General features: G+C 56.9%; 23 protein-coding genes and 1 tRNA gene. 16 read left to right on the forward strand and 8 right to left on the reverse strand.

Annotated features, from left to right (window positions below; translation table 11 throughout):
* Nucleotides 1-215 precede the first annotated feature (215 nt).
* Entirely contained in the window at nucleotides 216-659 is a 444-nt protein-coding gene (locus ACJSDX_RS07355; protein WP_407994149.1) for a hypothetical protein, read from the reverse strand.
* A gap of 504 nt (nucleotides 660-1,163) precedes the next feature.
* On the opposite strand from ACJSDX_RS07355, the gene ACJSDX_RS07360 reads away from it, so the two are divergent.
* Nucleotides 1,164-1,439 carry a hypothetical protein gene (locus ACJSDX_RS07360; RefSeq protein ID WP_309564951.1) on the forward strand — a complete coding sequence of 92 codons (276 nt, stop codon included), beginning with the start codon at nucleotides 1,164-1,166 and terminating at the stop codon, nucleotides 1,437-1,439.
* Nucleotides 1,440-1,968: 529 nt separating this feature from the next.
* On the opposite strand, the gene ACJSDX_RS07365 is transcribed toward ACJSDX_RS07360, so the two are convergent.
* A complete protein-coding gene (locus ACJSDX_RS07365; RefSeq protein WP_407994150.1) occupies nucleotides 1,969-2,886 on the reverse strand; it encodes a LysR family transcriptional regulator in 918 nt (305 codons plus the stop codon).
* 88 nt (nucleotides 2,887-2,974) lie between these two features.
* Here ACJSDX_RS07365 and ACJSDX_RS07370 point away from each other — a divergent pair, with 88 nt between their 5' ends.
* The 3 genes from ACJSDX_RS07370 to ACJSDX_RS07380 all read left to right on the forward strand — a co-directional run bounded on the left by ACJSDX_RS07370 (nucleotide 2,975) and on the right by ACJSDX_RS07380 (nucleotide 4,839).
* On the forward strand, nucleotides 2,975-3,628 hold the full coding sequence (locus ACJSDX_RS07370; protein WP_407994151.1) for an SDR family NAD(P)-dependent oxidoreductase: 654 nt from the start codon (nucleotides 2,975-2,977) through the stop codon (nucleotides 3,626-3,628).
* Between the two features lie 227 nt (nucleotides 3,629-3,855).
* The gene (locus ACJSDX_RS07375) at nucleotides 3,856-4,179 is read left to right on the forward strand and encodes a c-type cytochrome (RefSeq protein ID WP_407994152.1); all 324 of its coding nucleotides are present in this window, start codon (nucleotides 3,856-3,858) and stop codon (nucleotides 4,177-4,179) included.
* 132 nt (nucleotides 4,180-4,311) lie between these two features.
* Entirely contained in the window at nucleotides 4,312-4,839 is a 528-nt protein-coding gene (locus ACJSDX_RS07380; protein WP_407994153.1) for a thermonuclease family protein, read from the forward strand.
* A gap of 8 nt (nucleotides 4,840-4,847) precedes the next feature.
* Here the strand turns inward: ACJSDX_RS07380 and ACJSDX_RS07385 are convergent, their stop codons facing one another.
* On the reverse strand, nucleotides 4,848-5,288 hold the full coding sequence (locus ACJSDX_RS07385) for a hemerythrin domain-containing protein (RefSeq protein ID WP_309564947.1): 441 nt from the start codon (nucleotides 5,286-5,288) through the stop codon (nucleotides 4,848-4,850).
* 107 nt (nucleotides 5,289-5,395) lie between these two features.
* Nucleotides 5,396-5,860, reverse strand: a complete 465-nt coding sequence (gene smpB, locus ACJSDX_RS07390; RefSeq protein ID WP_309564946.1) for an SsrA-binding protein SmpB — start codon at nucleotides 5,858-5,860, stop codon at nucleotides 5,396-5,398.
* 144 nt (nucleotides 5,861-6,004) lie between these two features.
* Here smpB and ACJSDX_RS07395 point away from each other — a divergent pair, with 144 nt between their 5' ends.
* Nucleotides 6,005-6,442, forward strand: coding sequence for a type II toxin-antitoxin system RatA family toxin (locus ACJSDX_RS07395; RefSeq protein ID WP_309564945.1), 438 nt, complete (start codon nucleotides 6,005-6,007; stop codon nucleotides 6,440-6,442).
* Nucleotides 6,439-6,774, forward strand: a complete 336-nt coding sequence (locus ACJSDX_RS07400; RefSeq protein WP_407994154.1) for an RnfH family protein — start codon at nucleotides 6,439-6,441, stop codon at nucleotides 6,772-6,774. Before ACJSDX_RS07395 ends, ACJSDX_RS07400 begins: the two co-directional genes overlap by 4 nt.
* Before the next feature lie 70 nt (nucleotides 6,775-6,844).
* On the opposite strand, the gene ACJSDX_RS07405 is transcribed toward ACJSDX_RS07400, so the two are convergent.
* The gene (locus tag ACJSDX_RS07405) at nucleotides 6,845-7,315 is read right to left on the reverse strand and encodes a DUF4124 domain-containing protein (RefSeq protein WP_407994155.1); all 471 of its coding nucleotides are present in this window, start codon (nucleotides 7,313-7,315) and stop codon (nucleotides 6,845-6,847) included.
* 160 nt (nucleotides 7,316-7,475) lie between these two features.
* Between ACJSDX_RS07405 and guaB the strand changes: the two genes are divergently transcribed.
* From guaB to ACJSDX_RS07440, 7 genes are all read left to right on the forward strand, one after another.
* The gene (guaB, locus tag ACJSDX_RS07410) at nucleotides 7,476-8,936 is read left to right on the forward strand and encodes an IMP dehydrogenase (protein ID WP_309564942.1); all 1,461 of its coding nucleotides are present in this window, start codon (nucleotides 7,476-7,478) and stop codon (nucleotides 8,934-8,936) included.
* A 14-nt stretch (nucleotides 8,937-8,950) separates the two neighbouring features.
* The gene (locus tag ACJSDX_RS07415; protein WP_407994156.1) at nucleotides 8,951-9,676 is read left to right on the forward strand and encodes an SIMPL domain-containing protein; all 726 of its coding nucleotides are present in this window, start codon (nucleotides 8,951-8,953) and stop codon (nucleotides 9,674-9,676) included.
* A gap of 65 nt (nucleotides 9,677-9,741) precedes the next feature.
* Complete coding sequence (gene guaA / locus ACJSDX_RS07420; protein WP_407994157.1) at nucleotides 9,742-11,322, forward strand: glutamine-hydrolyzing GMP synthase; 1,581 nt, start codon at nucleotides 9,742-9,744, stop codon at nucleotides 11,320-11,322.
* Between the two features lie 58 nt (nucleotides 11,323-11,380).
* Nucleotides 11,381-12,400 carry a tryptophan--tRNA ligase gene (trpS, locus tag ACJSDX_RS07425; protein ID WP_407994158.1) on the forward strand — a complete coding sequence of 340 codons (1,020 nt, stop codon included), beginning with the start codon at nucleotides 11,381-11,383 and terminating at the stop codon, nucleotides 12,398-12,400.
* A 247-nt stretch (nucleotides 12,401-12,647) separates the two neighbouring features.
* Nucleotides 12,648-13,145, forward strand: a complete 498-nt coding sequence (locus tag ACJSDX_RS07430; protein ID WP_407994159.1) for a GreA/GreB family elongation factor — start codon at nucleotides 12,648-12,650, stop codon at nucleotides 13,143-13,145.
* Between the two features lie 12 nt (nucleotides 13,146-13,157).
* Entirely contained in the window at nucleotides 13,158-13,760 is a 603-nt protein-coding gene (locus ACJSDX_RS07435; RefSeq protein WP_407994160.1) for a nitroreductase family protein, read from the forward strand.
* A 39-nt stretch (nucleotides 13,761-13,799) separates the two neighbouring features.
* Nucleotides 13,800-15,395: an ABC-F family ATPase gene (locus ACJSDX_RS07440; protein WP_407994161.1), complete on the forward strand. Its 1,596-nt coding sequence runs from the start codon at nucleotides 13,800-13,802 to the stop codon at nucleotides 15,393-15,395.
* 45 nt (nucleotides 15,396-15,440) lie between these two features.
* Here the strand turns inward: ACJSDX_RS07440 and ACJSDX_RS07445 are convergent, their stop codons facing one another.
* From ACJSDX_RS07445 to yegD, 3 genes are all read right to left on the reverse strand, one after another.
* Nucleotides 15,441-16,538 carry an HD domain-containing phosphohydrolase gene (locus tag ACJSDX_RS07445; RefSeq protein WP_407994162.1) on the reverse strand — a complete coding sequence of 366 codons (1,098 nt, stop codon included), beginning with the start codon at nucleotides 16,536-16,538 and terminating at the stop codon, nucleotides 15,441-15,443.
* Between the two features lie 12 nt (nucleotides 16,539-16,550).
* A complete protein-coding gene (locus ACJSDX_RS07450) occupies nucleotides 16,551-20,927 on the reverse strand; it encodes a CHASE domain-containing hybrid sensor histidine kinase/response regulator (protein WP_407994163.1) in 4,377 nt (1,458 codons plus the stop codon).
* Between the two features lie 460 nt (nucleotides 20,928-21,387).
* Nucleotides 21,388-22,596, reverse strand: coding sequence for a molecular chaperone (yegD, locus tag ACJSDX_RS07455; RefSeq protein WP_407994164.1), 1,209 nt, complete (start codon nucleotides 22,594-22,596; stop codon nucleotides 21,388-21,390).
* Nucleotides 22,597-22,874: 278 nt separating this feature from the next.
* Between yegD and ACJSDX_RS07460 the strand changes: the two genes are divergently transcribed.
* The 3 genes from ACJSDX_RS07460 (at nucleotide 22,875) to ACJSDX_RS07470 (ending at nucleotide 24,694) form a co-directional block, all read left to right on the forward strand.
* Nucleotides 22,875-23,747: a DMT family transporter gene (locus tag ACJSDX_RS07460; protein ID WP_407994165.1), complete on the forward strand. Its 873-nt coding sequence runs from the start codon at nucleotides 22,875-22,877 to the stop codon at nucleotides 23,745-23,747.
* 87 nt (nucleotides 23,748-23,834) lie between these two features.
* Nucleotides 23,835-23,925, forward strand: a tRNA-Ser gene (locus ACJSDX_RS07465).
* Between the two features lie 202 nt (nucleotides 23,926-24,127).
* A complete protein-coding gene (locus ACJSDX_RS07470) occupies nucleotides 24,128-24,694 on the forward strand; it encodes an FxDxF family PEP-CTERM protein (RefSeq protein ID WP_407994166.1) in 567 nt (188 codons plus the stop codon).
* The last annotated feature ends 60 nt before the right edge of the window (nucleotides 24,695-24,754 follow it).

A 24,754-nucleotide genomic window follows, 5' to 3' on the forward strand; every position in this document is an offset into this window, starting at 1 on the left:
TGGACTATCAAGTAGCCAGGGGCTTTGTAGAGGAGTTGCTGATCGGCTCAACCATGAACTAGGAGCAAATGTCTGGGGGGAAGCCATTAATATCCCGCCTGAGCCAACCAGCGCTATCAAGCATAAACGTGATTCTCACTGGCAAACATCGGCTTTTGTCTTACATTGTCCTTCAGGGAACACTGAAGACAGGTTTTGTCGCTTTGCCCGCTTAGTCAACCGGTCAACTGGTCTATCGAAGCCAACAAGGGCCATCCATCATGCAACCAGGAATATTCCAAGGGCGGATCAGAGATGATCACATAGACACGTTCTTCATTGTGCTCTTTAATAATCAACGCCTGGATCGCATGCCCCTGGGGAACCTCAAACCAGAGTGGAGCGTTGTCTTCGTCCTTTTCCATAAAGGCATGCACAGCCAGGCTCACGATCTCTGTGTCTAACTGTTTCCATTCACCAGCATCAAGCAAATCCTTGCGAGCCCATCCTCCTTGCAGGAACTCAGCAAGCTCGGGAGCGGTTTCCTCGTCACGCTTGCCCCACTTCAACCATTCGATTAGGCCCAACTTACGCTGTACGGGCAGATAAGCTTGGGGATCGGGAAAGTAAATCTCTAAATCCTCGCCCTTGGGATTGATGTATTTTACGCCGCCGGGCATAGGCTCACTCTGCGTAGGACATTAATTGGTAAAACACGAATAGCCCCACGCCATTGATCATTAACAGAATGAGCACCCAAATGCTAATTTCGGCGACTTCTTGTCGACTCAGCATACCAACCTCCTACGTAACGACTTAAGGTCAAGTGAGGTAAAACTGATACATCCAACAAATGACACCCATCAACAACGTCCCAACAAAAGCCAATCCCAGCGCAATCCAAGGTTCAAGCTCTGGTCGCATAGTGTCTCCCTTTAGGTTTTCCATTGTTTATCCTTAACTTGTTGAATCATTTTAAGAAGGATCATATAGAGGGAATTTCATTTTCACTATCGGGCGTTGTCTTACATTCTGGCACGCAAAAATCTCTTGGCCGCTTACCGCTATCGAAAAAGAATATGGCATCAATCAATGAAACTGTGAAACGCCAATGAAATGCTGGACGGCACCTTGGCGCATATTGATTGTCGTATGGTTTTACCCCTTACACGAGAGGTCTAAAGATGAGCACACCAGACAAGCGCCGTTTGAGTTCTCTGCAACGGACCCTATTAGGCTTGTTCATTGCCGTGCTGGCCGGCATAGGCATTTATCGCGTTATCGGACCGGAACCACCACTGCCTGAGCCAGCCCGTACCGAACTCGAGTCGCAGGCACGCGTTATAGAGCAGCGTGCTGCCGAGGATCAGGCTGATGGAGACAACAACCCCAGCAAATGGATGACAGTTCCACTAGCAGAAGAGCCTGTTGAACCAGAACCGCCGCGGGAGCAACATTGATAAAAGAGGTATTCCGATCCGAAAAGAAATATCTCTACTCTTCAACCGTTAATAATGAGGCCGGCAACTCCATCTGCCGCACTGGTCTTTTAAGGCTCTGCTACGAAATAAAAAAACCTGTTTTCATCTCTTTTTGAACAGCAGGTTTTTTTATTTTTAGATTTCCTGGCAAGGTCACTTTACCGGTATCGACAAAGAGTAGAACAGGCACAGCCCCAGCCCGCTGAATACGGATAAAAGAATGATAAAAATCAGGATGTTCGACAGGTTCTTCCGAGTCATCGTATCCAATCTCCTCAATAGCTTATAGCTTGGGTTCCCAGCATCCGATGAGGCGTATGGCGTGGAAACCTCCATCTCCGGCCTATCCATAAGGAATAACAATCCGCTTAAGCAATACTATCTTCGGAGCCGTATCGTCACTATCGGACATAGTCCGACATTCCCTTACAGTGGAACAGCTTGAGACAAGCTTGAGGCCGATGTCTACGGAAGAGAACTGCATATTCGCTCATCAATGATTGTTTGATCAGCCTAACCCCTTGCGTATTGATGCAGTGATTTCATCCACGAAGAGCCTGGTTTTTGTCGGAATGAGGCGTCCAGGCGGCATTACTGCATAAATCCCGCCTTCCCCCGCCCCCTCCCATCCAGGCAGGACTTCGATCAATGCTCCTTCACGTATTGCGGCAGCAGCTAACCAATCCGCAGTGAGTATGATACCGGCGCCTTGGATAGCAGCCAGGAGCAAGGCTTCTGAGTTATCGGTCACCAGCGGCCCTTCTGGGCGGATCGTCTTTCGTTGAGCGCCGTTCTTCAACCTCCATTCAGGCCAGGTCGACAGGCTGGTGAAACCCAGGCAAGGATAATGCGCCAAATCTTCAGGGCCGGCAGGAAGCCCATGCTCTGCGATGAATTTGGGAGCGGCAAGCAGCACGTAGCGGAATGGCGCAATTTTCTTCGCAGTCAGCGAACTGCTACTCAAGGAAGAGCCCAGCCTGATCGCGATGTCGTAGCCTTCGGCCACGAGGTCTACCAGGCGGTCGGTGAACCTGACGTCTACCTTGATCCGTGGGTGTTGCGCGATGAAGCCTGGAATAAGCGGAGCTATCCATTGCTTGCCGAATGTGAGCGGCAGCGATATGCGCAGTAGCCCCTGCGGGCTGGAGGCGAAACTGCTGGCTTCAAGGCTGGCGGCATCCAGTTCATCGATAATGGTGCGTATGCGCGGGTAGTAGAAATTGCCCACCTCCGTCAATACCACCCGCCGGGTGGTGCGAGTCAACAGCCGCACGCCGAGGCGGCTTTCCAGCTGGCTCACCCTGCGGGACAGGATGGTGGCATCCCTCCCAATGCGCTTGGCGGCGGCGGAAAAACTACTGGTTTCCGCCACTGCCATAAAGGCGACAAGCTCATCCAGGGAGACACGGCTTAGCAATTCATGCATTTTCTGCAGTTTTCATTTGCTGAAACCATCCATTATCCATTGATTCCACATCTATACAATATCCCTTCAATTTGACATGGAGATGGAGATGAAAACTTTCTTAAGCATTGGCACAGGCCCTGGAATCGGGTTTGAAACCGCAGCGCGTTTTGCCCGGGAAGGCTACCGCGTAGTGCTCAGCGCCCGCAATGCGGACAAGCTTGATGCGCTGGCCAAGGCATTGCGGGAAGCGAATCACCAGGTGGAGGTGCGCACAGTCGACGCCAGCAACCCGGCAAGTGTAATCGCCTTGGTCGATGAGATTGAGAATACCCTTGGGGCCATAGACGTTCTGCACTACAACGCGGCCAATCTTCGCCAGGCAACAGTGGAAGCGCAACCTGCGGATAGTTTCGTCAGCGATCTCGCCGTCAACATTGGGGGAGCGCTTGCCGCAGTTCAGGCAGTCAAGCCTAGGCAGGAAAGCCGCGGGCAAGGCACCATCCTCATCACAGGCGGCGGCTTTGCGCTCTACCCCAGCCCGGACTATCTATCCCTGAGTATCGGCAAGGCCGGCACACGCACCATCGCACTGGGTCTATTCGAGTCCGCCAAGCAAAAGAATGTGCATATTGCCACTGTCACGGTCGCCACTTTTGTCTCGCCGGAATCGAAAGAGGCAAAAGACATTGCGGAGCAATTCTGGCAATTGCATTCGCAACCGCAAGCTTCCTGGACAGCCGAAGTGATGTATCCCGCGTAAGCCTCGAGGGAAGCTCTTCATTAAACGCCCGCTCCCTGCGGGCTTTTCTTTATCAATTTTTTGCTGCATTCACTGCGGACTGCAGGTCAGCTCAATGCCCCTCCGTGACAATTTGCCGCATTCATAAAGCCGGCACGACGCCCTATCATTTAAACAATGCCTGAAAAATGGTTTTCCAGGCATTGCATCAAGGTTTACCCAATAACAACATCTGGAGAAAGTGACATATGAAAAAATTCCTATGCGCAGGATTCATGGCACATGCGCTGCTCTGTGGCGGATCGGCGAACGCAGCGGATGAAGGCGCAGCGCAAGCATTGGCGAAAAAAAGCGGCTGTCTTGCCTGCCACAACGTGGATAAAAAAGTTCTGGGCCCGTCCTATAAGGAAGTCTCGGCAAAATACAAAAACGACAAAGGTGCCGAGGCCAGGTTGGTCGCCAAGGTCAAGGCCGGCGGCAGCGGCAGCTGGGGCGACATGCCGATGCCGCCCAATGCCCACGTCAAGGATGAAGACATCAAGGCCATCGTCCAGTGGATACTGACTTTATAATCGGGCGGCTTCCAGCCTGAATCCTTTATCAAGCCAATGATTGACTGGAATGATCAGCTGATGCTGCAGAGCATCGGCTGATCAGGCTCCCCGTTCTGGACAATGGGACGTCATGCGCGCAATAATCCACCCATGAAACCTGCCATTTCCGATATATCCGCAACCGGCATGCGCGGCAAAACACTCTTGCTAAAGGTGTTGGCTAGCGCACTGCTCGCTTTCAATGTGCATGCCGAAACGCTGACCGGCAAGGTCATCCATATTGCGGACGGCGACACCCTTACCATCATGGTGAACAATACCCAGCACAAGATCAGGTTGCTGGGCATAGACGCCCCCGAAAAAAACCAGGCATATGGCAAGCAATCGCGCGTGGCGCTCAACCGCGCCATCAATGGCAAACAGGTCACCGTGGACTGGAACAAGCGGGACGATTATGGCCGGATTGTCGGCAAGGTGGTCTACAACGGGCAGGATATCAACCTGCAGCAAATCCAGAAAGGCATGGCCTGGCACTACAAGTATTTCGAGCGGGAACAGGAGCCCGAAGACCGCTCAAGCTACGCCCAGGCAGAATACCAGGCCAAGCGCGACAAGCAGGGGCTATGGCAGGACGCTAAACCGGTTCCGCCCTGGGAATTCCGGCGCGGCAAGTCATAGCAAGGCTATTATTGCGCAAGCGCCTCTTCGTAGTCACGCAGGTACTTGGTTGAAAGCTGCTGTTTTTCCTGCTGGTTGAGGATCTTGCCCGCCATCTGGAAAAACTTGTGTTCCTCCTCCTCCAGATGATGCAGCACCTTGTGCTGCAACTCCTTGGCATGCACCAGCCATGCCGGGGAGGAAAGTTCGGTCTCGTTCAGCAATTCCAGGATTTCGTCGATCTCGTGATGTTCCGCGATCCCATGCCGGGAAGGGTCAATACCGTTGTCGTCCATCATGATGGGACGGTAGAAATGCCGCTCCTCCGCCCTCTCGTGGGCCTCGATTTCAAGCTGGACGTCCAGGAATAGCTGCTTGCGCTCGGGCGTGTCCCCGCTGGTATTGACCAATTGCGCGAGCAGGTCGCGCTGACGCTCATGGCTTTGCCGCAAGGCTTCGAAGATGTTCATTGTCGTGTCCCCGGTGAATGTACCAGCCACACCATACCAGGGAGCTGAACCATGGACAGTCAGCGCATCGCCATGATGCGTGTCAGATGATTCCGAGATACAGCCGGTCAGGAACCGGCCTGGGTTTTGACGTATTTCTTCATCAGCGAGCTTTGCTCGCGCTTCCAGTCTTTTTCCTTCTCGCTGTGGCGCTTGTCGTATTGCTTCTTGCCCTTGGCCAGGCCGATCTGCACCTTGATGCGCCCGCGGGTGTAATGCATGTCCAGCGGCACCAGGGTATAGCCGGCACGCTCGACCTTGCCGATCAGCTTGGCGATCTGCTCGGAGTGCAGCAGCAATTTGCGCGTACGGATCGCATCGGGACGTACGTGGGTGGACGCGGAGCCCAACGGCGTCACATGGCAACCGATTAGGTAGATCTCGCCGCGCTGGATGATGACGTAGGCTTCCTTGAGCTGGATGCGGTTTTCACGGATCGCCTTCACTTCCCAGCCTTCCAGCACAATCCCGGCTTCGTATTTTTCCTCGATGAAATAATCGTGAAACGCTTTTTTGTTCTGAGCGATACTCATGGTGTTTGCTGCTTCAATGTGAGGCCGGTGCCCGGGCGTTTTCCCGCCTGGCTTGATATGCGATGGCAGGTCAATTCACGCCATTTTGCTAGCAACCGGAAAATATGACTTAAAATCGGCATTTTACTCTAGATCGCAACACGAATGGCACAGGTTGAAAAAACAGTCCTGGTCGGGCATTCCGCAGAGCGCATGTTTAATCTGGTGGACGATGTGGAATCCTATCCGCGCTTTCTGCCCTGGTGCGGCGGCGTGGACCTGCACCGCCGGGACGAAGCCGTGACCGAGGCCACGCTTCATATCGACTACCACGGCCTCAAGCAGAACTTCACCACGGAAAACCACAAGGTGTTTCCCACCAGCATGGAAATCCGCCTCAAGAGCGGCCCGTTCAAGCACCTCGAAGGTTTCTGGCATTTCATCCCGCTGGCAGACGATGCGTGCAAGGTGCAATTCAAGCTGCAATATGAATTCTCGAGCATCATACTGGAAAAACTGATCGCACCGGTCTTCAGCCATATCGCCAATACCTTCGTCGAAGCCTTCGTGCAGCGGGCGGAAAGCGACAACAAGACGCCATGAGCGCCAAGCTTGCCATCGAGGTCGCCTATGCGTTGCCGGCCAAGCAGCTGATACTGAAACTGGAAGTGGAGCCCGGCACAACGGCAATCGAGGCCGTAAGGCAATCCGGCATTGCCGGGCACTTTTCCGGACTGGATATCGAAACAAGCAAGCTAGGCATATTTGGCAAGGCGGTGGCGGCCAATACCGTGCTGCAGGCGCACGACCGGGTGGAGATTTACCGGCCGCTGCAGGCAGACCCGAAACTAGCGAGGCGCAACCGCGCCAAGCAAAACGCCACCGCCAGGAAAGTGCGGCGCAAGGCCCCGCCTGTTGCGGTCAGGACGCGTTGAGTCTGCGCCCTGGCCATTCATTGGGCATGCCCTACAAAGCACGGGGCATGCTAGATAGCGGACTGTTTAGCTACTCTTCATCCGAGCAATATTGCTTCACTTCCTTGGTGGCCTCTTCCAGGCCGCGCTGTATATCCTCGTCCCCCAGGTATTCGCGTTCGCCTTCGGGCGTCATCTTGTAGATACGCCCACCCACCTTGAAATTCTGGTAATTCGCCCTGGCGTTCTGGCAATTTGTTTTCCTAGCCTCGTCTTCCGCCCTTTTCTTTTCGTCATTGCGCCGTTCCTGCTCGGCCTCTGCCTGGCGGCGCAAGGCGGCGGCATTGCGCGCAGCTTGGGACTCGGCATTGCCCGAGGGAGTAGCGGCTGTTTTAGGCGCGGACCTGACGTTGTCCACCAGCTCGTAAGGCACATTGCCAGGCGGGGGCGAATCGGAGTACAGCGTGACGCCGTTCTTGTCTTTCCACTTGTATACCTGGGCATGCGCCATCCACGGCAATACCATCATCATCACGAATGCCAGCCATCGAGCTTTACTCATGAACCCCCCGAATCATCGAAATCCCGCCCACACAGTAAGCAGCTTCATCCTTGCCGTCAATTGAAAAACTCGGCTCCCAAATCATTATCGGCAAAATGTCGGGGAGATTTACCATGACGGCACTACCCGGTATAATTGCCTTTTGCCGGAAAGATATTTTATGCGTCTGTTGCAACAAGCGCTTACCTTCGACGATGTTTTACTGGTACCTGCACACTCCAACGTGCTGCCCCGCGAAGTAAGCCTCGCTACCAAGCTTACCCGTTCCATCACACTCAATATTCCCCTGATCTCCGCCGCCATGGATACCGTGACGGAAGCGCCTCTGGCGATCGCGCTGGCCCAGGAAGGCGGCATGGGGATCGTGCATAAGAACATGACCATTGCCGACCAGGCAGCGCACGTTTCACGCGTGAAGCGCTTCGAGTCCGGCGTCGTGATCGACCCGGTCACCATCCAGCCCAACCTCACCGTACGCGATGTACTGGCGCTGACCCGCCAGCACAAGATTTCGGGCCTGCCGGTCGTGGACGGCAACAAGGTAGTCGGCATCGTCACCAACCGCGACCTGCGCTTCGAGAACAATCTCGACCAGGCCATCTCCAACATCATGACCCCGCGCGAACGCCTGGTGACAGTGCGTGAAGGCGCCAGCCTGGAAGAAGCCACCGCGCTTCTCCACAAACACCGCCTGGAGCGCGTGCTGGTGGTCAACGACGCGTTCGAGCTCAAGGGCCTGATCACCGTCAAGGACATCCAGAAGTCCAGCGATCACCCCAATGCCTGCAAGGACGAAAAGGGCCGCCTGCGCGTCGGCGCCGCCGTCGGCGTCGGTGACGGCACCGAAGACCGCGTCGCCGCATTGGCAGAGGCCGGCGTGGACGTCATCGTGGTGGACACCGCCCACGGCCACTCCCAGGGCGTGCTGGACCGCGTCAACTGGGTCAAGAAGAATTTCCCGCAAGTGCAAGTGATCGGCGGCAACATTGCCACCGCCAGCGCGGCCAAGGCATTGGTCGATGCCGGTGCCGACGGCGTCAAGGTCGGCATCGGCCCCGGCTCCATCTGTACCACCCGCATAGTGGCCGGCGTCGGCGTGCCGCAAATCAGCGCAGTGAGCAACGTGGAAGAAGCCTTGCGCGGCACTGGCGTGCCCTTCATCGCCGACGGCGGCATCCGCTTCTCCGGCGACATTTCCAAGGCGATTGCGGCAGGCGCCTATTCCGTCATGCTGGGCGGCATGTTCGCCGGCACCGAGGAAGCGCCAGGCGAAATCGAGCTGTTCCAGGGCCGTTCCTACAAGTCCTACCGCGGCATGGGCTCCATCGGCGCGATGGAAAAAGGCTCCAGCGACCGCTACTTCCAGGACAACAACGGCAATGCCGACAAGCTGGTGCCTGAAGGCATCGAAGGCCGCGTGCCATACAAGGGCAGCGTGCTCGCGGTGATCCACCAGCTGATGGGCGGCCTGCGCGCCTCCATGGGCTACGTCGGCTGCAGCACCATCGAGGAAATGCGTACCCGTGCCGAGTTCGTGCAGATCACGGCGGCGGGCATGCGCGAATCCCACGTGCATGACGTGCAGATCACCAAAGAAGCCCCCAACTACCGCGTCGACTAACCAGCGAGAAAGCCATGGCAACCGAAAAGACCGCATCCATCCCTGCTTATGCCATTCTTGGCGTGCTGCTGTTCGCAGGGTTGTGCGGTCTCGGCTACCAGCTTGCGCATAGCGCGCTGCAAATCAAGCAGCTCGAGCGTACGGTGGAAGTCAAGGGCCTGTCCGAACGTGAAGTCAAGGCCGATATCGCGATCTGGCCGATTACATTCAGCGTCGCGGACAACGACCTCAGCGCCTTGTACCAGAACATCCAGCAAAAGAACGCCAGCGTGCTCGCCTTCCTGAAGGGCAACGGCTTCAGCGCTGACGAAGCGAGCGTCTCCGCGCCTTCCGTCGTGGACAAGCAGGCGCGCGAATATGGCGACGCCGGCGCCAATGCCAGGTACCGCTACACCGCCAGCTCCACCATCACGGTGTACTCCGCCCAGGTCGACAAGGTGCGGGACACCATGATCAAGGTCGCCGAACTGGGCCAGCAAGGCATCCCGATTGCGGGCGACAGCTACAATACGCAATTTATCTACAGCAAGCTGAACGAGATCAAGCCCGCCATGATCGAAGAAGCCACCAAGAGCGCGCGCGAATCCGCCAACAAGTTCGCCAAGGATTCCGACAGCACGCTGGGCAAGATCAAACGCGCCAACCAGGGCACGTTCAGCATAGAGAACCGAGACGCCGGCACCGCGCATATCAAGAAAGTCCGCGTGGTGTCCACGGTAGAGTATTACCTTTCCGACTGATGCCAAGCGAGCTGATGTTACTTGGCCGGTCACCCTTCAACCTTATTCCCAGCGCTTGAGCTTCCATGCAACAAAAAATTCTGATTCTCGATTTCGGCTCCCAATACACCCAACTGATCGCCCGCCGCGTGCGCGAAGCCAATGTTTACTGTGAGTTGCATTCGTGGGATGTCAGCGATGACTTCATCCGCGACTTCAACCCTGCTGGCGTCATCCTGTCAGGCGGCCCCAACTCCGTCTACGAGGATGAAACCCCGCGTGCCCCGCAAAGCGTATTCGAGCTGGGCGTGCCCGTATTGGGCATCTGCTACGGCATGCAGACCATGGCGGCACAGCTCGGCGGCTCAGTGGAAAATGCCGCCAAGCGCGAGTTCGGCTATGCCGAGCTCCGCGCCCAGGGACACTCCGCCCTGCTCAAGGACATCCAGGACAAAAGCAACGCCGAGGGCCACGGCCTGCTGGACGTCTGGATGAGCCACGGCGACAAGGTCACGGCCTTGCCCGAAGGCTTCAAGATCATTGCCAGCAATAGCTCCACCCCGATTGCCGGGATGGCGGATGAAAGCCGCCGTTTCTATGCAGTGCAGTTCCACCCCGAAGTCACCCATACCAGGCAAGGCAAGGCCCTGCTCAACCGCTTCGTGCACGGCATCTGCGGCTGCGACCAGAGCTGGAACATGCCTGACTATGTGGAAACCGCAGTGCAGCGCATCCGCGAGCAAGTCGGTAGCGACGAAGTCATCCTCGGCCTTTCCGGCGGCGTGGATTCATCCGTTGCCGCAGCATTGATCCACCGCGCGATCGGCGACCAGCTGACCTGCGTCTTCGTCGACAACGGCCTGCTGCGCCTCAACGAGGCCGAGCAGGTCATGGAAACCTTCGGCAACAACCTCGGCGTCAAGGTGATCCACGTCGACGCCAGTGCCAAATTCCTCGGCGACCTGGCAGGCGTCAACGACCCGGAAGCCAAGCGCAAGATCATCGGCCGCGAATTCGTGGAAGTATTCCAGGCGGAATCCGCCAAGCTGCCCAACGCCAAATGGCTGGCGCAGGGCACCATCTACCCGGACGTGATCGAGTCCGCCGGCGCCAAGACCAAGAAGGCCCACACCATCAAGAGCCACCACAACGTGGGCGGCCTGCCCGACACCCTGAAGCTGCAATTGCTCGAACCATTGCGCGAACTGTTCAAGGACGAAGTCCGCGAGCTCGGCATTGCCCTCGGCCTGCCGCACGAGATGGTCTACCGCCACCCCTTCCCCGGCCCCGGCCTCGGCGTGCGCATCCTGGGCGAGGTCAAGCGCGAATACGCAGACCTGCTGCGCCAGGCCGACCATATCTTCATCGAGGAGCTGCGCAACAACAAGGATGCGGACGGCAAGTCATGGTACGACAAGACCTCACAGGCCTTTGCCGTGTTCCTGCCGGTCAAGTCGGTCGGCGTGATGGGCGACGGCCGCACCTATGACTACGTGGTCGCCCTGCGCGCAGTGGTCACCACCGACTTCATGACCGCGCACTGGGCCGAATTGCCTTACGACCTGTTGGGCAAGGTATCCAACCGCATCATCAACGAAGTGCGCGGCATCAACCGCGTGGTATACGATATCTCCGGCAAGCCTCCGGCAACGATCGAGTGGGAGTGATTGAGTCACATCATCACCCTGCCTGCTTGCCTAGCTTCAGACAAATGAGAACAAGACGATGAGCACAAAACCCATTATCCTCACGGGCGACCGCCCGACCGGCCCGCTGCATCTCGGGCATTTCGTTGGCAGCCTGCGCAACCGCGTGCATTACCAGCATGAATACAAGCAGTACATCATGCTCGCCGACGCTCAGGCGCTCACCGACAATATGGATGATATCGACAAGGTGCACCGCAACGTGATCGAGGTGGCCCTGGATTACCTGGCGGTCGGCATCGACCCCAAGCTGTCCACCATCTTCATCCAGTCGCAGGTGCCCGAACTTACCGAACTTGCCTTCTACTACCTCAACCTGGTGACGGTCGCTCGGCTCGAACGCAACCCGACAGTGAAGGAAGAAATCCGCCTGCGCGATTTCGAGCGCGACATCCCCGCTGGCTTCCTCACCTATCCCGTAAGCCAGGCTGCGGACATCACCGCCTTCAAGGCGACCCTGGTGCCGGTGGGCGAAGACCAGATCCCGATGATCGAGCAGACCAACGAGATCGTGCGCCGCTTCAACCGCCAGTACAAAAACCCAACGACCAAGCAGGAAATCCTGGTGGAAACCAAGGCTCTGGTGCCGGAAATTGGCCGCTTACCAGGCATCGACGGCAAAGCCAAAATGAGCAAGTCCCTGGGCAACGTCATCAACCTCGGTGCAAGTGCGGACGAAGTCAGCAAGGCGGTGAAGAAAGTCTACACCGACCCGCTGCATCTCAAGATCGAAGACCCGGGGCACGTGGAAGGCAACATCGCCTTCACCTACCTGGACGCGTTCGACACCGACAAGGCTGCAGTAGCCGAACTGAAAGCGCACTATACCCGCGGCGGCCTGGCCGACAGCATCGTGAAAAAGCGCCTGGAAGCCGTACTGCAGGAACTGCTGGAACCGATCCGTACCCGCCGTGCCGAGCTGGCTGAAGACAAGGGCTACATCCTGCAATTGCTGCGTGAAGGTACGGAGCAAGCACGCGAAGTCGCCGCCAAGACCATGGACGAGGTGAAGGCCGCGCTGGGTTTGAATTATTTCTGAATATCACATTTCGGTAGTATGGATGGCTCGACCCACCGAGCTTCACACCAACGCGACCTGCCGGTCGCGTTTTTTATTTTCTGCTTTCCCGGCTTGTAAACATTATGTACTGATGCATATTCATGACATTGTGTTTCCCCGCCCCATCATTTTCGCCATTAAAAATAAACCTTCTGTTCCACGTCAGGAATAAGGCGCTGCGCCTCACTCTACTTGAGTTATAATTCAACGTTTTATAGGTCACGCCATGAGCCGTGGATTTGTAAAAGAGGATGACCTGGAGCATGCCGGCACGGATCTGCCGGAACGCCCGATCAGCCCGCATCCCAATTACGTCACCCCGCATGGCCTCAAGCAATTGCAGCTGCAGGCCGGCGAGTTGGAGCAGGAGCGCCTTCCGCTCGCGCAGCGCAAGGAAGACCCGGTGGCGCAGCAACGGCTGGCCATGATAGACCGCGACCTGCGCTATCTTCATGCCAGGCTGGAGTCCGCCATCCTGGTCGACCCTGCCGCACAGCCAGCCGATACCGTCCTGTTCGGCGCGACGGTGGAAGTCGAAGATGAGAATGGCGATGTTCATACCTTCATGATCGTGGGCGAGGACGAAGCCGACATCGCCGCCAACCGCGTCAGCTGGGTATCGCCGCTGGCCAAGGCGCTGATCGGGCAGAAAGTCGGCGACAGCGTGGCCTGGCATCGCCCGGCAGGCGACCTGGAACTGGAAATTATTGCAATCCACTATTGAGGAATTCGGTACATGAATGTGATTGAGGCGATTGAAAGCCGCCGCTCGGTAAAAGCCTATGACGCCAGCCATGTGATGCCAGAGGCGGAGATAGAGAAATTGATGTCGCTCGCCGTGCTCTCGCCGACGGCATTCAATATCCAGAACTGGCGCTTCGTGCTGGTGCAGGATCCTGAGCTGCGCAAACAAGTCCGCGCCGCCAGCTGGGACCAGGCGCAAGTCACGGATGCCTCGTTGCTGGTGGTGCTGACGGCGGACCTGAAAGCCTGGGAAAAGGAACCGCGCCGCTACTGGCGTAATGCGGAACAGCCTGTGCAGGATTATTTGGTCAACGCCATCGACAATTACTACCGCGGCAAGGAGCAGGTGCAACGCGACGAGGGCATGCGCTCCTGCGGCATGGCGGCCGCCACGCTGATGCTGGCTGCCAAGGAGCTGGGCTATGACTCTTGCCCGATGGACGGGTTTGATTTCGACGCGGTCGCCAAGCTGCTCAATCTGCCTGCCGACCATATCCCGGCGATGTTTGTCGCCATTGGCAAGGGTATCCAGCCCCCTCGCCCGCGCGGCGGCCAGCTGGCACTGGATGAAGTCGTCATCCGCAACAAGTTTTAATTCATTGATCGATAGTTTTACTTTAGGAATACAACCGACGTGTTAATCGCAAACAATATCACCATGCAGTTCGGTGCCAAGCCCTTGTTCGAGAATGTCTCGGTCAAGTTCGGCGACAACAATCGCTACGGCCTGATCGGCGCCAACGGCTGCGGCAAGTCCACCTTCATGAAAATCCTGGCCGGCGTGCTGGAGCCAACCGCCGGCAATGTCGCGCTCGACGTGAACGAGCGCATGGCGTTCCTGCGCCAGGACCAGTTTGCCTATGAAGACCAGCGCGTGCTGGACGTGGTGATGATGGGGCACGAGGAAATGTGGAAGGCCAATGTAGAGAAGAACGAAATCTACATGAACCCGGAAGCCACCGAAGACGATTACATGAAGGCCGCTGAGCTGGAAACCGTGTTTGCCGAGTACGACGGCTACACCGCCGAGGCGCGTGCGGGCGAACTGCTGCTGGGCGTGGGCATCCCCACCGACCAGCACAACGGCCTCATGAGTTCCGTGGCGCCGGGCTGGAAGCTGCGCGTGCTGCTCGCGCAGGCGCTGTTCGCCAACCCCGACGTATTGCTGCTGGACGAACCGACCAACAACCTGGACATCAACACCATCCGCTGGCTGGAAGACGTGCTCAACAACCGCGACTGCACCATGATCATCATCTCGCACGACCGGCACTTCCTCAACCAGGTCTGTACGCATACCTGCGACATGGATTACGGCACGCTCAAGGTCTACCCGGGCAATTACGACGACTACATGGAGGCCTCCACCGCCGCGCGTGCCCAGGCCGCCAAGGACAACGCCCGCGCCAAGGAAAAGGTGGCCGAGCTGCAGGATTTCGTGCGCCGCTTCTCCGCCAACAAGTCCAAGGCCAAGCAGGCCACGAGCCGCCTGAAGATGATCGACAAGATCAAGATCGAGGAATTCAAGCCTTCCAGCCGCCAATACCCGTTCATCCGCTTCGAGTTCGACGACAGGGAAAAGCTGCACCGCCAGGCCGTGGAAATTGAGAAGCTCAGCCATGGCTACGACAAACCCTTGTTCAACGATTTCAACCTCATGGTGGAAGCCGGCGAGCGCATCGCCATCATCGGCGAGAACGGCGTGGGCAAGACCACCCTGCTGCGCTGCATCGCGGGCGACATCCAGCCCAACCACGGCAGCGTCAAGTGGGCGGAAAAAGCCAAGATCGGCTACTACGCGCAGGATCACGAATACGAGTTCGAGAACGGCGAATCATTGTTCGACTGGATGACATTGCATACCCAGCCCGGCGACGACGACCAGTCCGTGCGCAGCATGCTGGGGCGCTTGCTGTTCTCCGGCGAGGACACGAAGAAATCGGTCAAGGTGCTATCCGGCGGCGAGAAAGGCCGCATGCTCTACGGCAAGCTGATGCTGGCCCGCACCAACGTGCTGTTGATGGATGAACCGACCAACCACATGGATATGGAATCCATCGAGGCGCTCAATACCGCGCTGGACAAGTACAAGGGCACGCTGATTTTCGTCAGCCATGACCGCGAGTTCGTCAGCTCCCTTGCCACGCGTATCCTGGAAGTGAAGCCGGACGGCATTGTCGACTTCCTCGGCAATTACGAGGACTACCTGGCCAGCCAAGGCGTCGAGTAAGCCCTTCTCGATAAAAAAGGATGGCATCCGCCATCCTTTTTTTATTCATGCCTTGCCGGCGTACCGGTCTTGGTATTGCTCCGCGATGCGCCAGAACTCATCCTTGACCGCCATGAAGGCATCGACGATATCCGGGTCGAAATGCTTGCCGCGCCCTTCGAGGATGATCTGTACCGCCACTTCATGATCGAACGCCTTTTTGTACACCCGCTCGCTGATCAAGGCATCATAGACGTCGGCAATCGCCATCAAGCGGGCGGAGACCGGGATGTCCTCCCCGCGCAAGCCGTCGGGATAGCCTGAGCCGTCCCAGTGCTCGTGATGCCACATGGCGATCTCGCGGGCATACTGCAGGAAATTGTTGTCGCGGCCGATCACCTTCTCCGCCTCGATCAAGGCATTGGCGCCCAGCCTCGCATGCCTCTTCATCACCTCGTACTCTTCCTCGGTCAGCGGGCCGGGCTTGAGCAAGATGCGGTCCGGGATACCCACCTTGCCGATATCGTGCAGGGGCGCGGATTTGTATATCAGGTCGATCACCGGGGTAGTCAATTGCGCGGCAAATCGCGGATGCTCGCGCAGTTTCTCCGCCAGCAGGCGCACGTAGTTCTGCGTGCGGCGGATATGGTTGCCCGTTTCGTTGTCGCGCGCCTCCACAAGGGAAGCCAGCGCGAAGATGGTCGCATTCTGGATCAAGGCGATCTCGCGCGTGCGCTGCTCGACCTGGTATTCAAGGAACCGGCGCTGGTCCTTGAGGAACAAATGCGTCTGGATACGCGCCAATACGATCGGCGGACTGATCGGCTTCACGATGTAGTCGACCGCCCCGACGTCGAACCCGCGCTGCTCGTCCTCCATATGGATCTTGGCGGTGAGGAAAATGACCGGGATACTCTCCGTGACCGGGTTGGCCTTGAGCTGGCGGCAAACTTCGTAGCCGTTTATGTCCGGCATCATGATGTCCAGCAGGATCAGGTCGGGCTGAGGCAGCATCTGCGCTACATTCAATCCATCGACGCCGCTGGTGGAGACCTTGACCCGGTAGAACTCCTTCAGCAGGGCATTAATGACCGACAGGTTTTCCGGTGTGTCGTCAATGACCAGGATCGTTTGCTTGCTGTTTGTATCCGATGTCTTGTCCATCGCCGCTTGTCCTTAGGATAGGTTCTCATGTGAAGCCGTTGCCAATAACGGCTTCACCACGAGCAAAGCCGCATCGAATTGGTAGAAGCCTACAAGCCCCACCAGCTTGTCATATTGTTGCGCTGTCAGCATGGCTCTCAGCGCCTGGGCCTGGTCTGCAAGAAAATCCTGCACGCTGGCATCCCTCGCTTCGAGGTATTGGGTCAACCGCAGCAGCAATGTCTGACCCTCTTGCTGCGTAACTTGAAAAGATGATGACCCAGCGCCGGCTGCCGGCTGGCCCAATACACGGGCCACGGCGGCAACTGCACTGGCAAGGGCCGATTCAATCCGCTTCAGGGCCGGCCCGGCGTCGGCATTTTCCACCAAGGTCTGCTCAAGCACGGCCGCGGCGTCAGACAACGCCTGCGCTCCGAGGTTGGCCGCCACGCCTTTCAGCGTATGGGTCAGCCTGACCGCGTCAGGGCGGCGGCCCTCCTGCAAGGCGCTTCTTATCTGTTCTGGCACGCCCTGCTGGCTCTGGGAGAACTGTCGCAACAGTCTGCGATACAGTTCCTGGTTTCCCGCGACGCGTCGTAACGCTTCCGGGACATTGAACCCTTCGATTTCCAATTCGGCATATCCTCCCATGGCTTGTAATGCGTCTTCCGGCACGGCCTGGCCGACATGGATACAGACAAGGGCCTGGTACAACATATCCGGATTGATGGGTTTGGTGATGTGGGCCGCCATGCCGAGCTCGATGCAGCGCTGACGCTCCTCGACAGTGGCATGTGCCGTCATCGCCAGCACCGGCAAGTGATCGAACGCGGGATTGGCACGAATACGGCGTGTCGCTTCATAGCCGTCCATTACCGGCATCTGCAAGTCCATCAATACCGCATCGTAATGCGCGCCTTGCTCGTTCAGCTTGTCCAGCGCCGCCTGCCCGTGCTCCGCAATCTGCACTGTCGCCCCAACGGCCTGCAACAGTTCGGAGGCGATCTGCTGGTTGATTTCGTTATCCTCGACCACCAGCAGCCGCATGCCGCTGAGATCGTAATTCGGGCTCTGTGGCACATAAGACCATTTTTTCACGGATGCACTGTAAATGCCCACCAAAGTATCAATCAGGGTGGACTGACTGACCGGCTTGACCAGGAAGCCCTCCAGCTTCAGGTCGTCGCACTCCTTGCGAATTTCCTCGCACCCGTACGCCGTGACCATGATGATGGCGGGTATTTTGCCCAGGCTGGCGTCATGCTTGATCAGGCGTGCCGCCTCCAGGCCGCTCAACCCCGGCATCTTCCAGTCCATCAATACCAGGTCCACCGGCAATACATGCTGCATGTCGCGCACCGTCTCCACGGCCTCCATGCCGGAATTGGCATGGCTGATCTTGCATGGCAGGAAGCCAAGCTGGCTGGCGAGAATACTGCGCGCGGCGAGGTTGTCATCCACCACCAGCACGTGCAGGTCGTTGAGTTCATTGGTCAAGGTATAGGGCCGGGCCTTATGACCATTGCCGAACCATGCGGTAAACGTGAATGTGGATCCCTGCCCGGGCACACTGGTCACCCAGATATCCCCTTGCATCATGCCTACCAAGCGCTTGCAGATAGTCAACCCCAGCCCAGTGCCGCCGTATGTGCGCGTGGTGGAGCCGTCGGCCTGCATGAACGGCTGGAACAGGCGCGAACAGGTTTCATCGTCCATGCCGATGCCGGAATCAATCACGAGGAACTGCAACTTGACCTGCTGGTCATTGGAATCCAGCAATTGGCAGCGGATGATGACTTCACCCTCATGGGTGAACTTGATGGCGTTGCTGACCAGGTTGAGCAATATCTGCCCCAGCCTCAAGGGATCGCCGACCAGGTTGCCTGGCACATCGTCGGCAACGTCGAACAGAAGCTCGAGCCCTGCATCAGCGGCAGTATACGCCAAGGTATTGGTCACGCTGCTCAACACCTGATCCAGCGAGAATTCCACTTCCTCGAGATCCATCCGCCCCGACTCGATCTTGCTGAAATCCAGGATGTCGTTGATGACGGACAACAGGGAAATGCCCGCGCTGTGAATCTTGGTCACGTAATCGCGCTGCTTCACATCAAGCTCTGTCTTCAACGCCAGATGGGCAAGCCCGATCACTGCGTTCATCGGCGTACGGATTTCATGGCTCATATTGGCCAGGAACATGGACTTGGCAAGCGTTGCCTCTTCCGCCATATCCCGTGCCAGGTGCAATTGCTCTTCGGCTGCGCGCTTTTCCGTGACATCCTCGAACTGCCAGACACTGTGATGCTCGGGATCGTTGATGTCCACCGCGTGGCCGAAGATGCGGCACCAGAACTTGCTTCCATCCTTACGGGTAAACTGGTACTCGCCGGTATAAGTCTCGCCTCGGCGCAATACCTCATAGCCTTTGCCTACCGCAGCGAAGTCCTCGTCGTTGCTGAACCATTCCCGGGTGGAGTGGCCCAACAGCTCGCCGCTCTGGTATCCCAGCATGGTTTCGAACTTGCGGTTGCATTGCACCACGCGGCGGTTCTTAAGCTCGATGATGCCCAGCGGGGCGGAATCAAACAATGCCTTCTGCTGGTCGATCGCCACGCTGAGCGCCTGCTGCGCCTCGCGCTGGGCGGTGATATCGACGATGGACCCCACCATCCCGCCAACAGAGCCGTCCGGCAACTTGAACCCGCTCACCCAGTACAGCACCTGGTGCATCTTGCCATCGGCAAACCGCAGGGACAGCGCCTTATGCACGGTGGCGCCGGTGGATATCACATGCTCGTCCTCCTCCTGGTAGGCCATGCGGTCTTCGTATGGCAAGTACTCCATCTCCAGCACGGTCTTGCCTATCATGCGGTCGCGGGACACGCCGAACTCATGCTCATAGGCGCGGTTGCAGCCCAGGAAGCGGCTGTCGCTGCCCTTGAAGAACAAGGGGCTGGGAATATTATCGATCAACTGCTGCAGGAAGAGGCTTTGCGACCTGACCTCTTGCTCAATCCGCCTGCGCTCGGTCACGTCTTCGACGAAACCGTTGTACACCAGCTCCCCCAACATCGTATGCCTAGGAACGGCACGCGCACGAAGCCAGCGCGTATCGGGCCCTACTTGCAGCCTGAATTCTCCGTCCCATACCTGCTTGTTGTCCTTGGCCCGGCGCAGAGCAGCCAACAGTTCCAACCTTTGCTCCGGTACCACGTGGAGGAACGCGTTCTGCCAATCCGCCAGTATCCTTTCCTCCGGCACATCGAGTAGTTGGCAGGCGCTGGCATTGACGAAGGTGAAGCGTGCTGGCGTACCGTTGCCCGCATGCATCTGGAAAACGCCCACAGGCAGATTGCCGGTCAGGCTATCCAACTGCTCCTCGGACAGCTTGACCGCGCGCTGCTCACCCAGCATGCGATAAAGCAAGCCCGCAAGCAGTGCGGAAATCAACATGCCCAATACGACGATCGCCAGTATCGACCCGGCATGCTGATAAGACAGGCTGGCATGGGGATGCACGACCAGCGTACCGGAAAAATCGGCAATGCTGAAAGGCAGGCTGACATCCCATATTTCAGGCTCATAAGGCTGTTGAGAATCCAACTGGCGCAAAGGACTACCAGGAGCCACCACCTGCAATATGGGAAGCCTCATGCCTGCCCGGTCCAGCAGGATGACGTCCATATCCAGTTTCGCCGCTTGCTGCTCCAAGGTATGCAGCAACTGCTGGATAGACAAACGCCCGGCCACATAACCGGCAAGATGCTCAATATCCCGTTCATCACCAGCAAACACTGGCACCATGACCATGAATTGATTCGCATCCATGATGGACATCACCACGCTGTGCTTTCCGGCAATGCCCTGCTCTAGCGTCTTGAAGTCCGGCGTGCCGATCAATGTATCCACCCCCAGCAAGGAAGGGTTTGCCGTTTCCTCGAAAGCCATTTCGCTATAAAAGATGGGGAAATACTCGTCACGTGCGCGGGCTGGGATAAACGCGTCACTGCCGGCGTCCTGCTCCAGCAAACGGAAGCCGGTCAGTCCGTCTCTGGCTGCGGCCTCGACCAGGCCCGGCACATCGGCAGCCTTGACCCTTGGCCGCCACTGCAGTTCTTTCAGCAAATGACTATGATGGATTGCGTTAACCGAAAATTCGGTAAACTCGGCGCGGCTGACGGATTCGCTCGCATTGAACAGCCATCCCGTGGCTTGTACAAAATCTACGGCATGCTGTATCTCGGATTGGATGGAATGGTGCAGTTCCTGCCCGGCCGCCCTCGCCAACTCGAACTGGCGCGACTGCAAGCTACTGTTATAGAACTGGGCGCGGGCGATGATCGCAGTAACCACCATGCCGAGAATGAATACGCCCAGTGCCAACGGCCAGCCATGCTTTTTCTTTCCCATAAGCACTTTCGTCAAGTGTAATTGTTATGAAGTACGCGAGATGCAGCCTGGCTGCCAGTATCTCGTTACCTCTTCGACAATGCTTCTATTGGTACTTAAACACTACGTGGATGGACACCCCCGATATCCATGCCTGGTCAGGACCGGCTGGAAACAAGAGCTGCGGCCGTATCGTGACGAAAACAAGTATCCACGCGCAACACCAGCCACAATGGCTAAGCCGCTGTTACATGGCAATACTTTATATGATTCAATGGAGTGACAGCAAGGATTAAGAGCCTGTTCAGAATCTTTTCATGAGTGCGTTGCCCAGCTACGCCCCTAGGACAACCCACGACAACATGTTCCAAGACGGGCCTGCTCCGCGCTGCAATCCTTGGCGGGGCAATGAGCATCACCTGCGGACTGACCGGACATGTTTTGGAATCATGCGTATCCATGAAAAGACGGTGAACAAGCTCTAAGAAAAATGCCGGCTGGCGAACACGCTCAGGCCGCAAGCGACGCTGCCATGCATGTTGCCGGAAACAAACGGCACGGCATCGCCCACCACTTCCCGGATCACCTGCTGGATGACGGGAGAGACGGCGGAACCGCCGGTCAGGTAAATCTTGTCGAGCCTGGACTCACTCGCCTGCCGTGCATCGTCGATCACCTGCCGGATTTTTTCTGTAGAACGTGTAATGGCCTCGCGGAAATCCTCGCGTGCCACCTGCACATCTAAACCATCTTCGACATACTCCAGCCCAAGCGTGTGCCGTTGGGTAGTCGACAATTCAATTTTTGCCAGCTCTGCACTGCGCACCAGATGACTGCTGAGCTTATCCTGCCATACCTTGTAAAGCCGTTCGCGCGCAGTATCCGCCTTGGCATGCACCGGCATCTCGAAGCGCGAATAGAATGCCTGCTGGCTGGGAATACTGTTTACGGCAATCGCGTCAAACGCCTTGTTGTGCAACTCGTCCGTGCCGCGCCCGAACAGCGGCATGATGCTATGCCAGCCGAGGTTGACGTCCAGGTCCACCCCGCCGATGCGGTTGCCGGAATATGCCAGCAGATCGTCGCTGCGCTCGCGCTTGTCCCGGTAGGATGGCCCGACCTTCACCACCGAGCAATCCGTGGTGCCGCCGCCCACGTCCACCACCAGCAGCACCTCGTCCTGGTCGAGCCCCTGCTCATAATCCAGCGCCGCAGCCAGCGGTTCATACATGAAGACAATCTCTTCCAGCCCTGCCTCGGCGGCGGCATGTTCCATGATCGCCAATGCCTGCTTATCGCCCTGCTCGCCGCGGATGCCGTGATAGCGGATCGGCCTGCCGATCACTGCCTGGCGCAGATCCTTCCCATAAAAAGCCCTGGCCTGCTCCAAGATGTGCGTCATCATCTTGGCAATGACCACCTCGAAAAAATCCATCTGGTCCTTATTGAGGTCGCTCCCCAAAAACACCTTGGGCGACTTCATGAACAAGCCATCGCCCGGGTTGCGGATATAGGCATCAATCGCCTCGGAACCATACAACAAGCCCTGCGCGTTGCCCAACTGCTGGCGTATGCTGCGCGACTCCATATCCTCGTTGAGCTCATGCTCCGGGAATGCCCGATAAATCGCCGAAGGCAGGTAAACGCTATCCTGCTCCAGTTTGGCCTGAACGACCTTTCCGTCTTTCACGACTCCCAGCGACGAATTGGAAGTCCCGTAATCTATTCCACAATGCATGATCACTACCCATGAACGCCCGAAAGGCATGGCCGAAAAGTACCGCATTATACGCGCTCACCTGATGGAGGCAGCGAAAGAGGCTTCACGGGGCTTCGTATTGGATATTTGATGTGGAAACTCGCAACGACGTGATTGATGAGCCCGATACATCATTGCATCGATGGCCGTGATACACTCCGCAGCTACAGCATCGAACCATCTGCTGCACTCTTTCAAGTTATCCCAATATGAACCCAACCTTCAGGCATCAGCTGCTCCAAGGCATCCTCTGCATGTGTGGCGCCATTTTTCTGTTTGCAGGCAGCGACGCGCTTTCCAAATACTTGGCAGGCTTCTATGCAGTCGTCATGATCATCTGGATACGCTACGTCATCCACAGCAGTCTCATGCTGGCCGTCTTGTTCCCGCGCTCCGGCTTCGCCATCTTCAAAACCCGCAATCCAGGTTTGCAGCTGCTGCGCGGCTTATGCATGGTAGGCACCAACATGTTCTTCATTTCCGCCTTGCGTTACATTCCCCTGGCGGAAGGCACCGCGATCGTCTACCTGACCCCGTTGATCGTCACCATGCTGTCCGGTCCGTTGCTGGGCGAGCGGGTCAGGCCGCTGCAATGGTTTGCCGTATCGCTTGGCTTTATAGGCGTGCTCGTGATCTTGCGGCCTGGCGGCGCACTGTTCACCCCTGTCAGCCTGCTTGCCGTAGGCGCGGCATTCACCTTCAGCCTGTATCAGATCATTACGCGCAAGCTCAACGCCACCGACAGCTCCGCCACGACCAACTTGCTCAGCGGCCTGATAGGCAGCGCCGCCCTGACATTCATTGCGCCTTTCTTCTGGCAAACCCCCAGCGCACACCATGCCATCCTGTTGCTTGCATTGGGGGTTTCCGCCCTGCTGAGCCACCTGCTGATGACAGAGGCATACCATCATGCCAACCCCGCGACGCTGGCCCCCTTCACCTATGGACAATTGATATTCGCCGGACTGATCGGCTACCTGATCTTCGGCCACGTGCCGGACCTATACAGTTTTATTGGCATCGCCATCATCTGCACCAGCGGCATACTGGTGCTATCGCAAAAACCCAGGACGGCAGCGTAAAAGGCTGCAAAGCGATTCCTTTCGCCAATAGGCTTGCAGACGATGAGTTTTACTTAGAAATGTCCGTAAGCTATAATCCGCGCTCCCGGAGAGGTGGCAGAGCTGGTTGAATGTACCTGACTCGAAATCAGGCATACGTGAAAGCGTATCGAGGGTTCGAATCCCTCCCTCTCCGCCATCCGTAATTCTATCTCTGCAATCCCAATCCAATCCCTTGCGTTTCGTTTGATTCCTCACCTCTAGTCCGATCAGACTATTTAGTCCATTCGCACTATTGAGGAGCAACGAGAGATCAGTGAATATCTGCTCCACAGGCTGACAATAAATTCAATAGAAGCTTGACCTTAGTTGTCCATACTTAAATTTTTTAGGGGTTTATCATGTTAGCTACTACATTCAAGAAAGGTGCTATCGCACTGGCTTTTGGTTTGACCACTCTGGCAGCATCCAGCGCGTTTGCTGCTGATCCTATTGAACTTCAAGTAACAAACGGTTCTGTGCATTTCGGCAACGATTTTGCATCCGGCGGTGAATTTACTGATGTTTTCACATTCACACTGACCGATCTTACCGATATCTCCGGCACAGCCAGCTCGACTTATATTTCTATCAGCGGCCTGGTTTTCCAAGGCGTCGATCTGACCAGCGTCACCTTGGCAGGCACATCCGCGACGGAAACATTTTTGACACTGAACCTGGGTAACGCGACTTCCACCACTGACACCTGGACATTCTCCCTGGCTGGCTTGAGTGCTGGCACATATAACTTGACTGTTGCCGGTATTGCCGGTACTACCGCGACAGAATTTGCAAAGGCTTCCTACGGCGGCAACATCACGTTCACCGCTGCGGTTCCTGAGCCATCTACCTATGGCATGCTGGCACTGGGTCTTGGTTTGGTTGGTTTTGCTGCTCGCAGCCGCAAGAACGCAAGCAAGTTCGCCTAATCAGCAATCAAGTTTTCTTCAAGGCTGCGGCTTCCGCAGCCTTTTTTGTTTGCAGCGCAC

Source organism: Methylobacillus draconifructus (assembly GCF_045984355.1).
Taxonomy (GTDB): Bacteria; Pseudomonadota; Gammaproteobacteria; order Burkholderiales; family Methylophilaceae; genus Methylobacillus; species Methylobacillus flagellatus_A.

What these genes read in the sequence shown, in the direction of transcription:
- ACJSDX_RS07355 (WP_407994149.1), bottom strand. Translation starts at nt 659, where the DNA reads ATGCCCGGCGGCGTAAAATACATCAATCCCAAGGGCGAGGATTTAGAG.
- ACJSDX_RS07360 (WP_309564951.1), top strand. Translation starts at nt 1,164, where the DNA reads ATGAGCACACCAGACAAGCGCCGTTTGAGTTCTCTGCAACGGACCCTA.
- ACJSDX_RS07365 (WP_407994150.1), bottom strand. Translation starts at nt 2,886, where the DNA reads ATGCATGAATTGCTAAGCCGTGTCTCCCTGGATGAGCTTGTCGCCTTT.
- ACJSDX_RS07370 (WP_407994151.1), top strand. Translation starts at nt 2,975, where the DNA reads ATGAAAACTTTCTTAAGCATTGGCACAGGCCCTGGAATCGGGTTTGAA.
- ACJSDX_RS07375 (WP_407994152.1), top strand. Translation starts at nt 3,856, where the DNA reads ATGAAAAAATTCCTATGCGCAGGATTCATGGCACATGCGCTGCTCTGT.
- ACJSDX_RS07380 (WP_407994153.1), top strand. Translation starts at nt 4,312, where the DNA reads ATGAAACCTGCCATTTCCGATATATCCGCAACCGGCATGCGCGGCAAA.
- ACJSDX_RS07385 (WP_309564947.1), bottom strand. Translation starts at nt 5,288, where the DNA reads ATGAACATCTTCGAAGCCTTGCGGCAAAGCCATGAGCGTCAGCGCGAC.
- smpB (WP_309564946.1), bottom strand. Translation starts at nt 5,860, where the DNA reads ATGAGTATCGCTCAGAACAAAAAAGCGTTTCACGATTATTTCATCGAG.
- ACJSDX_RS07395 (WP_309564945.1), top strand. Translation starts at nt 6,005, where the DNA reads ATGGCACAGGTTGAAAAAACAGTCCTGGTCGGGCATTCCGCAGAGCGC.
- ACJSDX_RS07400 (WP_407994154.1), top strand. Translation starts at nt 6,439, where the DNA reads ATGAGCGCCAAGCTTGCCATCGAGGTCGCCTATGCGTTGCCGGCCAAG.
- ACJSDX_RS07405 (WP_407994155.1), bottom strand. Translation starts at nt 7,315, where the DNA reads ATGAGTAAAGCTCGATGGCTGGCATTCGTGATGATGATGGTATTGCCG.
- guaB (WP_309564942.1), top strand. Translation starts at nt 7,476, where the DNA reads ATGCGTCTGTTGCAACAAGCGCTTACCTTCGACGATGTTTTACTGGTA.
- ACJSDX_RS07415 (WP_407994156.1), top strand. Translation starts at nt 8,951, where the DNA reads ATGGCAACCGAAAAGACCGCATCCATCCCTGCTTATGCCATTCTTGGC.
- guaA (WP_407994157.1), top strand. Translation starts at nt 9,742, where the DNA reads ATGCAACAAAAAATTCTGATTCTCGATTTCGGCTCCCAATACACCCAA.
- trpS (WP_407994158.1), top strand. Translation starts at nt 11,381, where the DNA reads ATGAGCACAAAACCCATTATCCTCACGGGCGACCGCCCGACCGGCCCG.
- ACJSDX_RS07430 (WP_407994159.1), top strand. Translation starts at nt 12,648, where the DNA reads ATGAGCCGTGGATTTGTAAAAGAGGATGACCTGGAGCATGCCGGCACG.
- ACJSDX_RS07435 (WP_407994160.1), top strand. Translation starts at nt 13,158, where the DNA reads ATGAATGTGATTGAGGCGATTGAAAGCCGCCGCTCGGTAAAAGCCTAT.
- ACJSDX_RS07445 (WP_407994162.1), bottom strand. Translation starts at nt 16,538, where the DNA reads ATGGACAAGACATCGGATACAAACAGCAAGCAAACGATCCTGGTCATT.
- ACJSDX_RS07450 (WP_407994163.1), bottom strand. Translation starts at nt 20,927, where the DNA reads ATGGGAAAGAAAAAGCATGGCTGGCCGTTGGCACTGGGCGTATTCATT.
- ACJSDX_RS07460 (WP_407994165.1), top strand. Translation starts at nt 22,875, where the DNA reads ATGAACCCAACCTTCAGGCATCAGCTGCTCCAAGGCATCCTCTGCATG.
- ACJSDX_RS07470 (WP_407994166.1), top strand. Translation starts at nt 24,128, where the DNA reads ATGTTAGCTACTACATTCAAGAAAGGTGCTATCGCACTGGCTTTTGGT.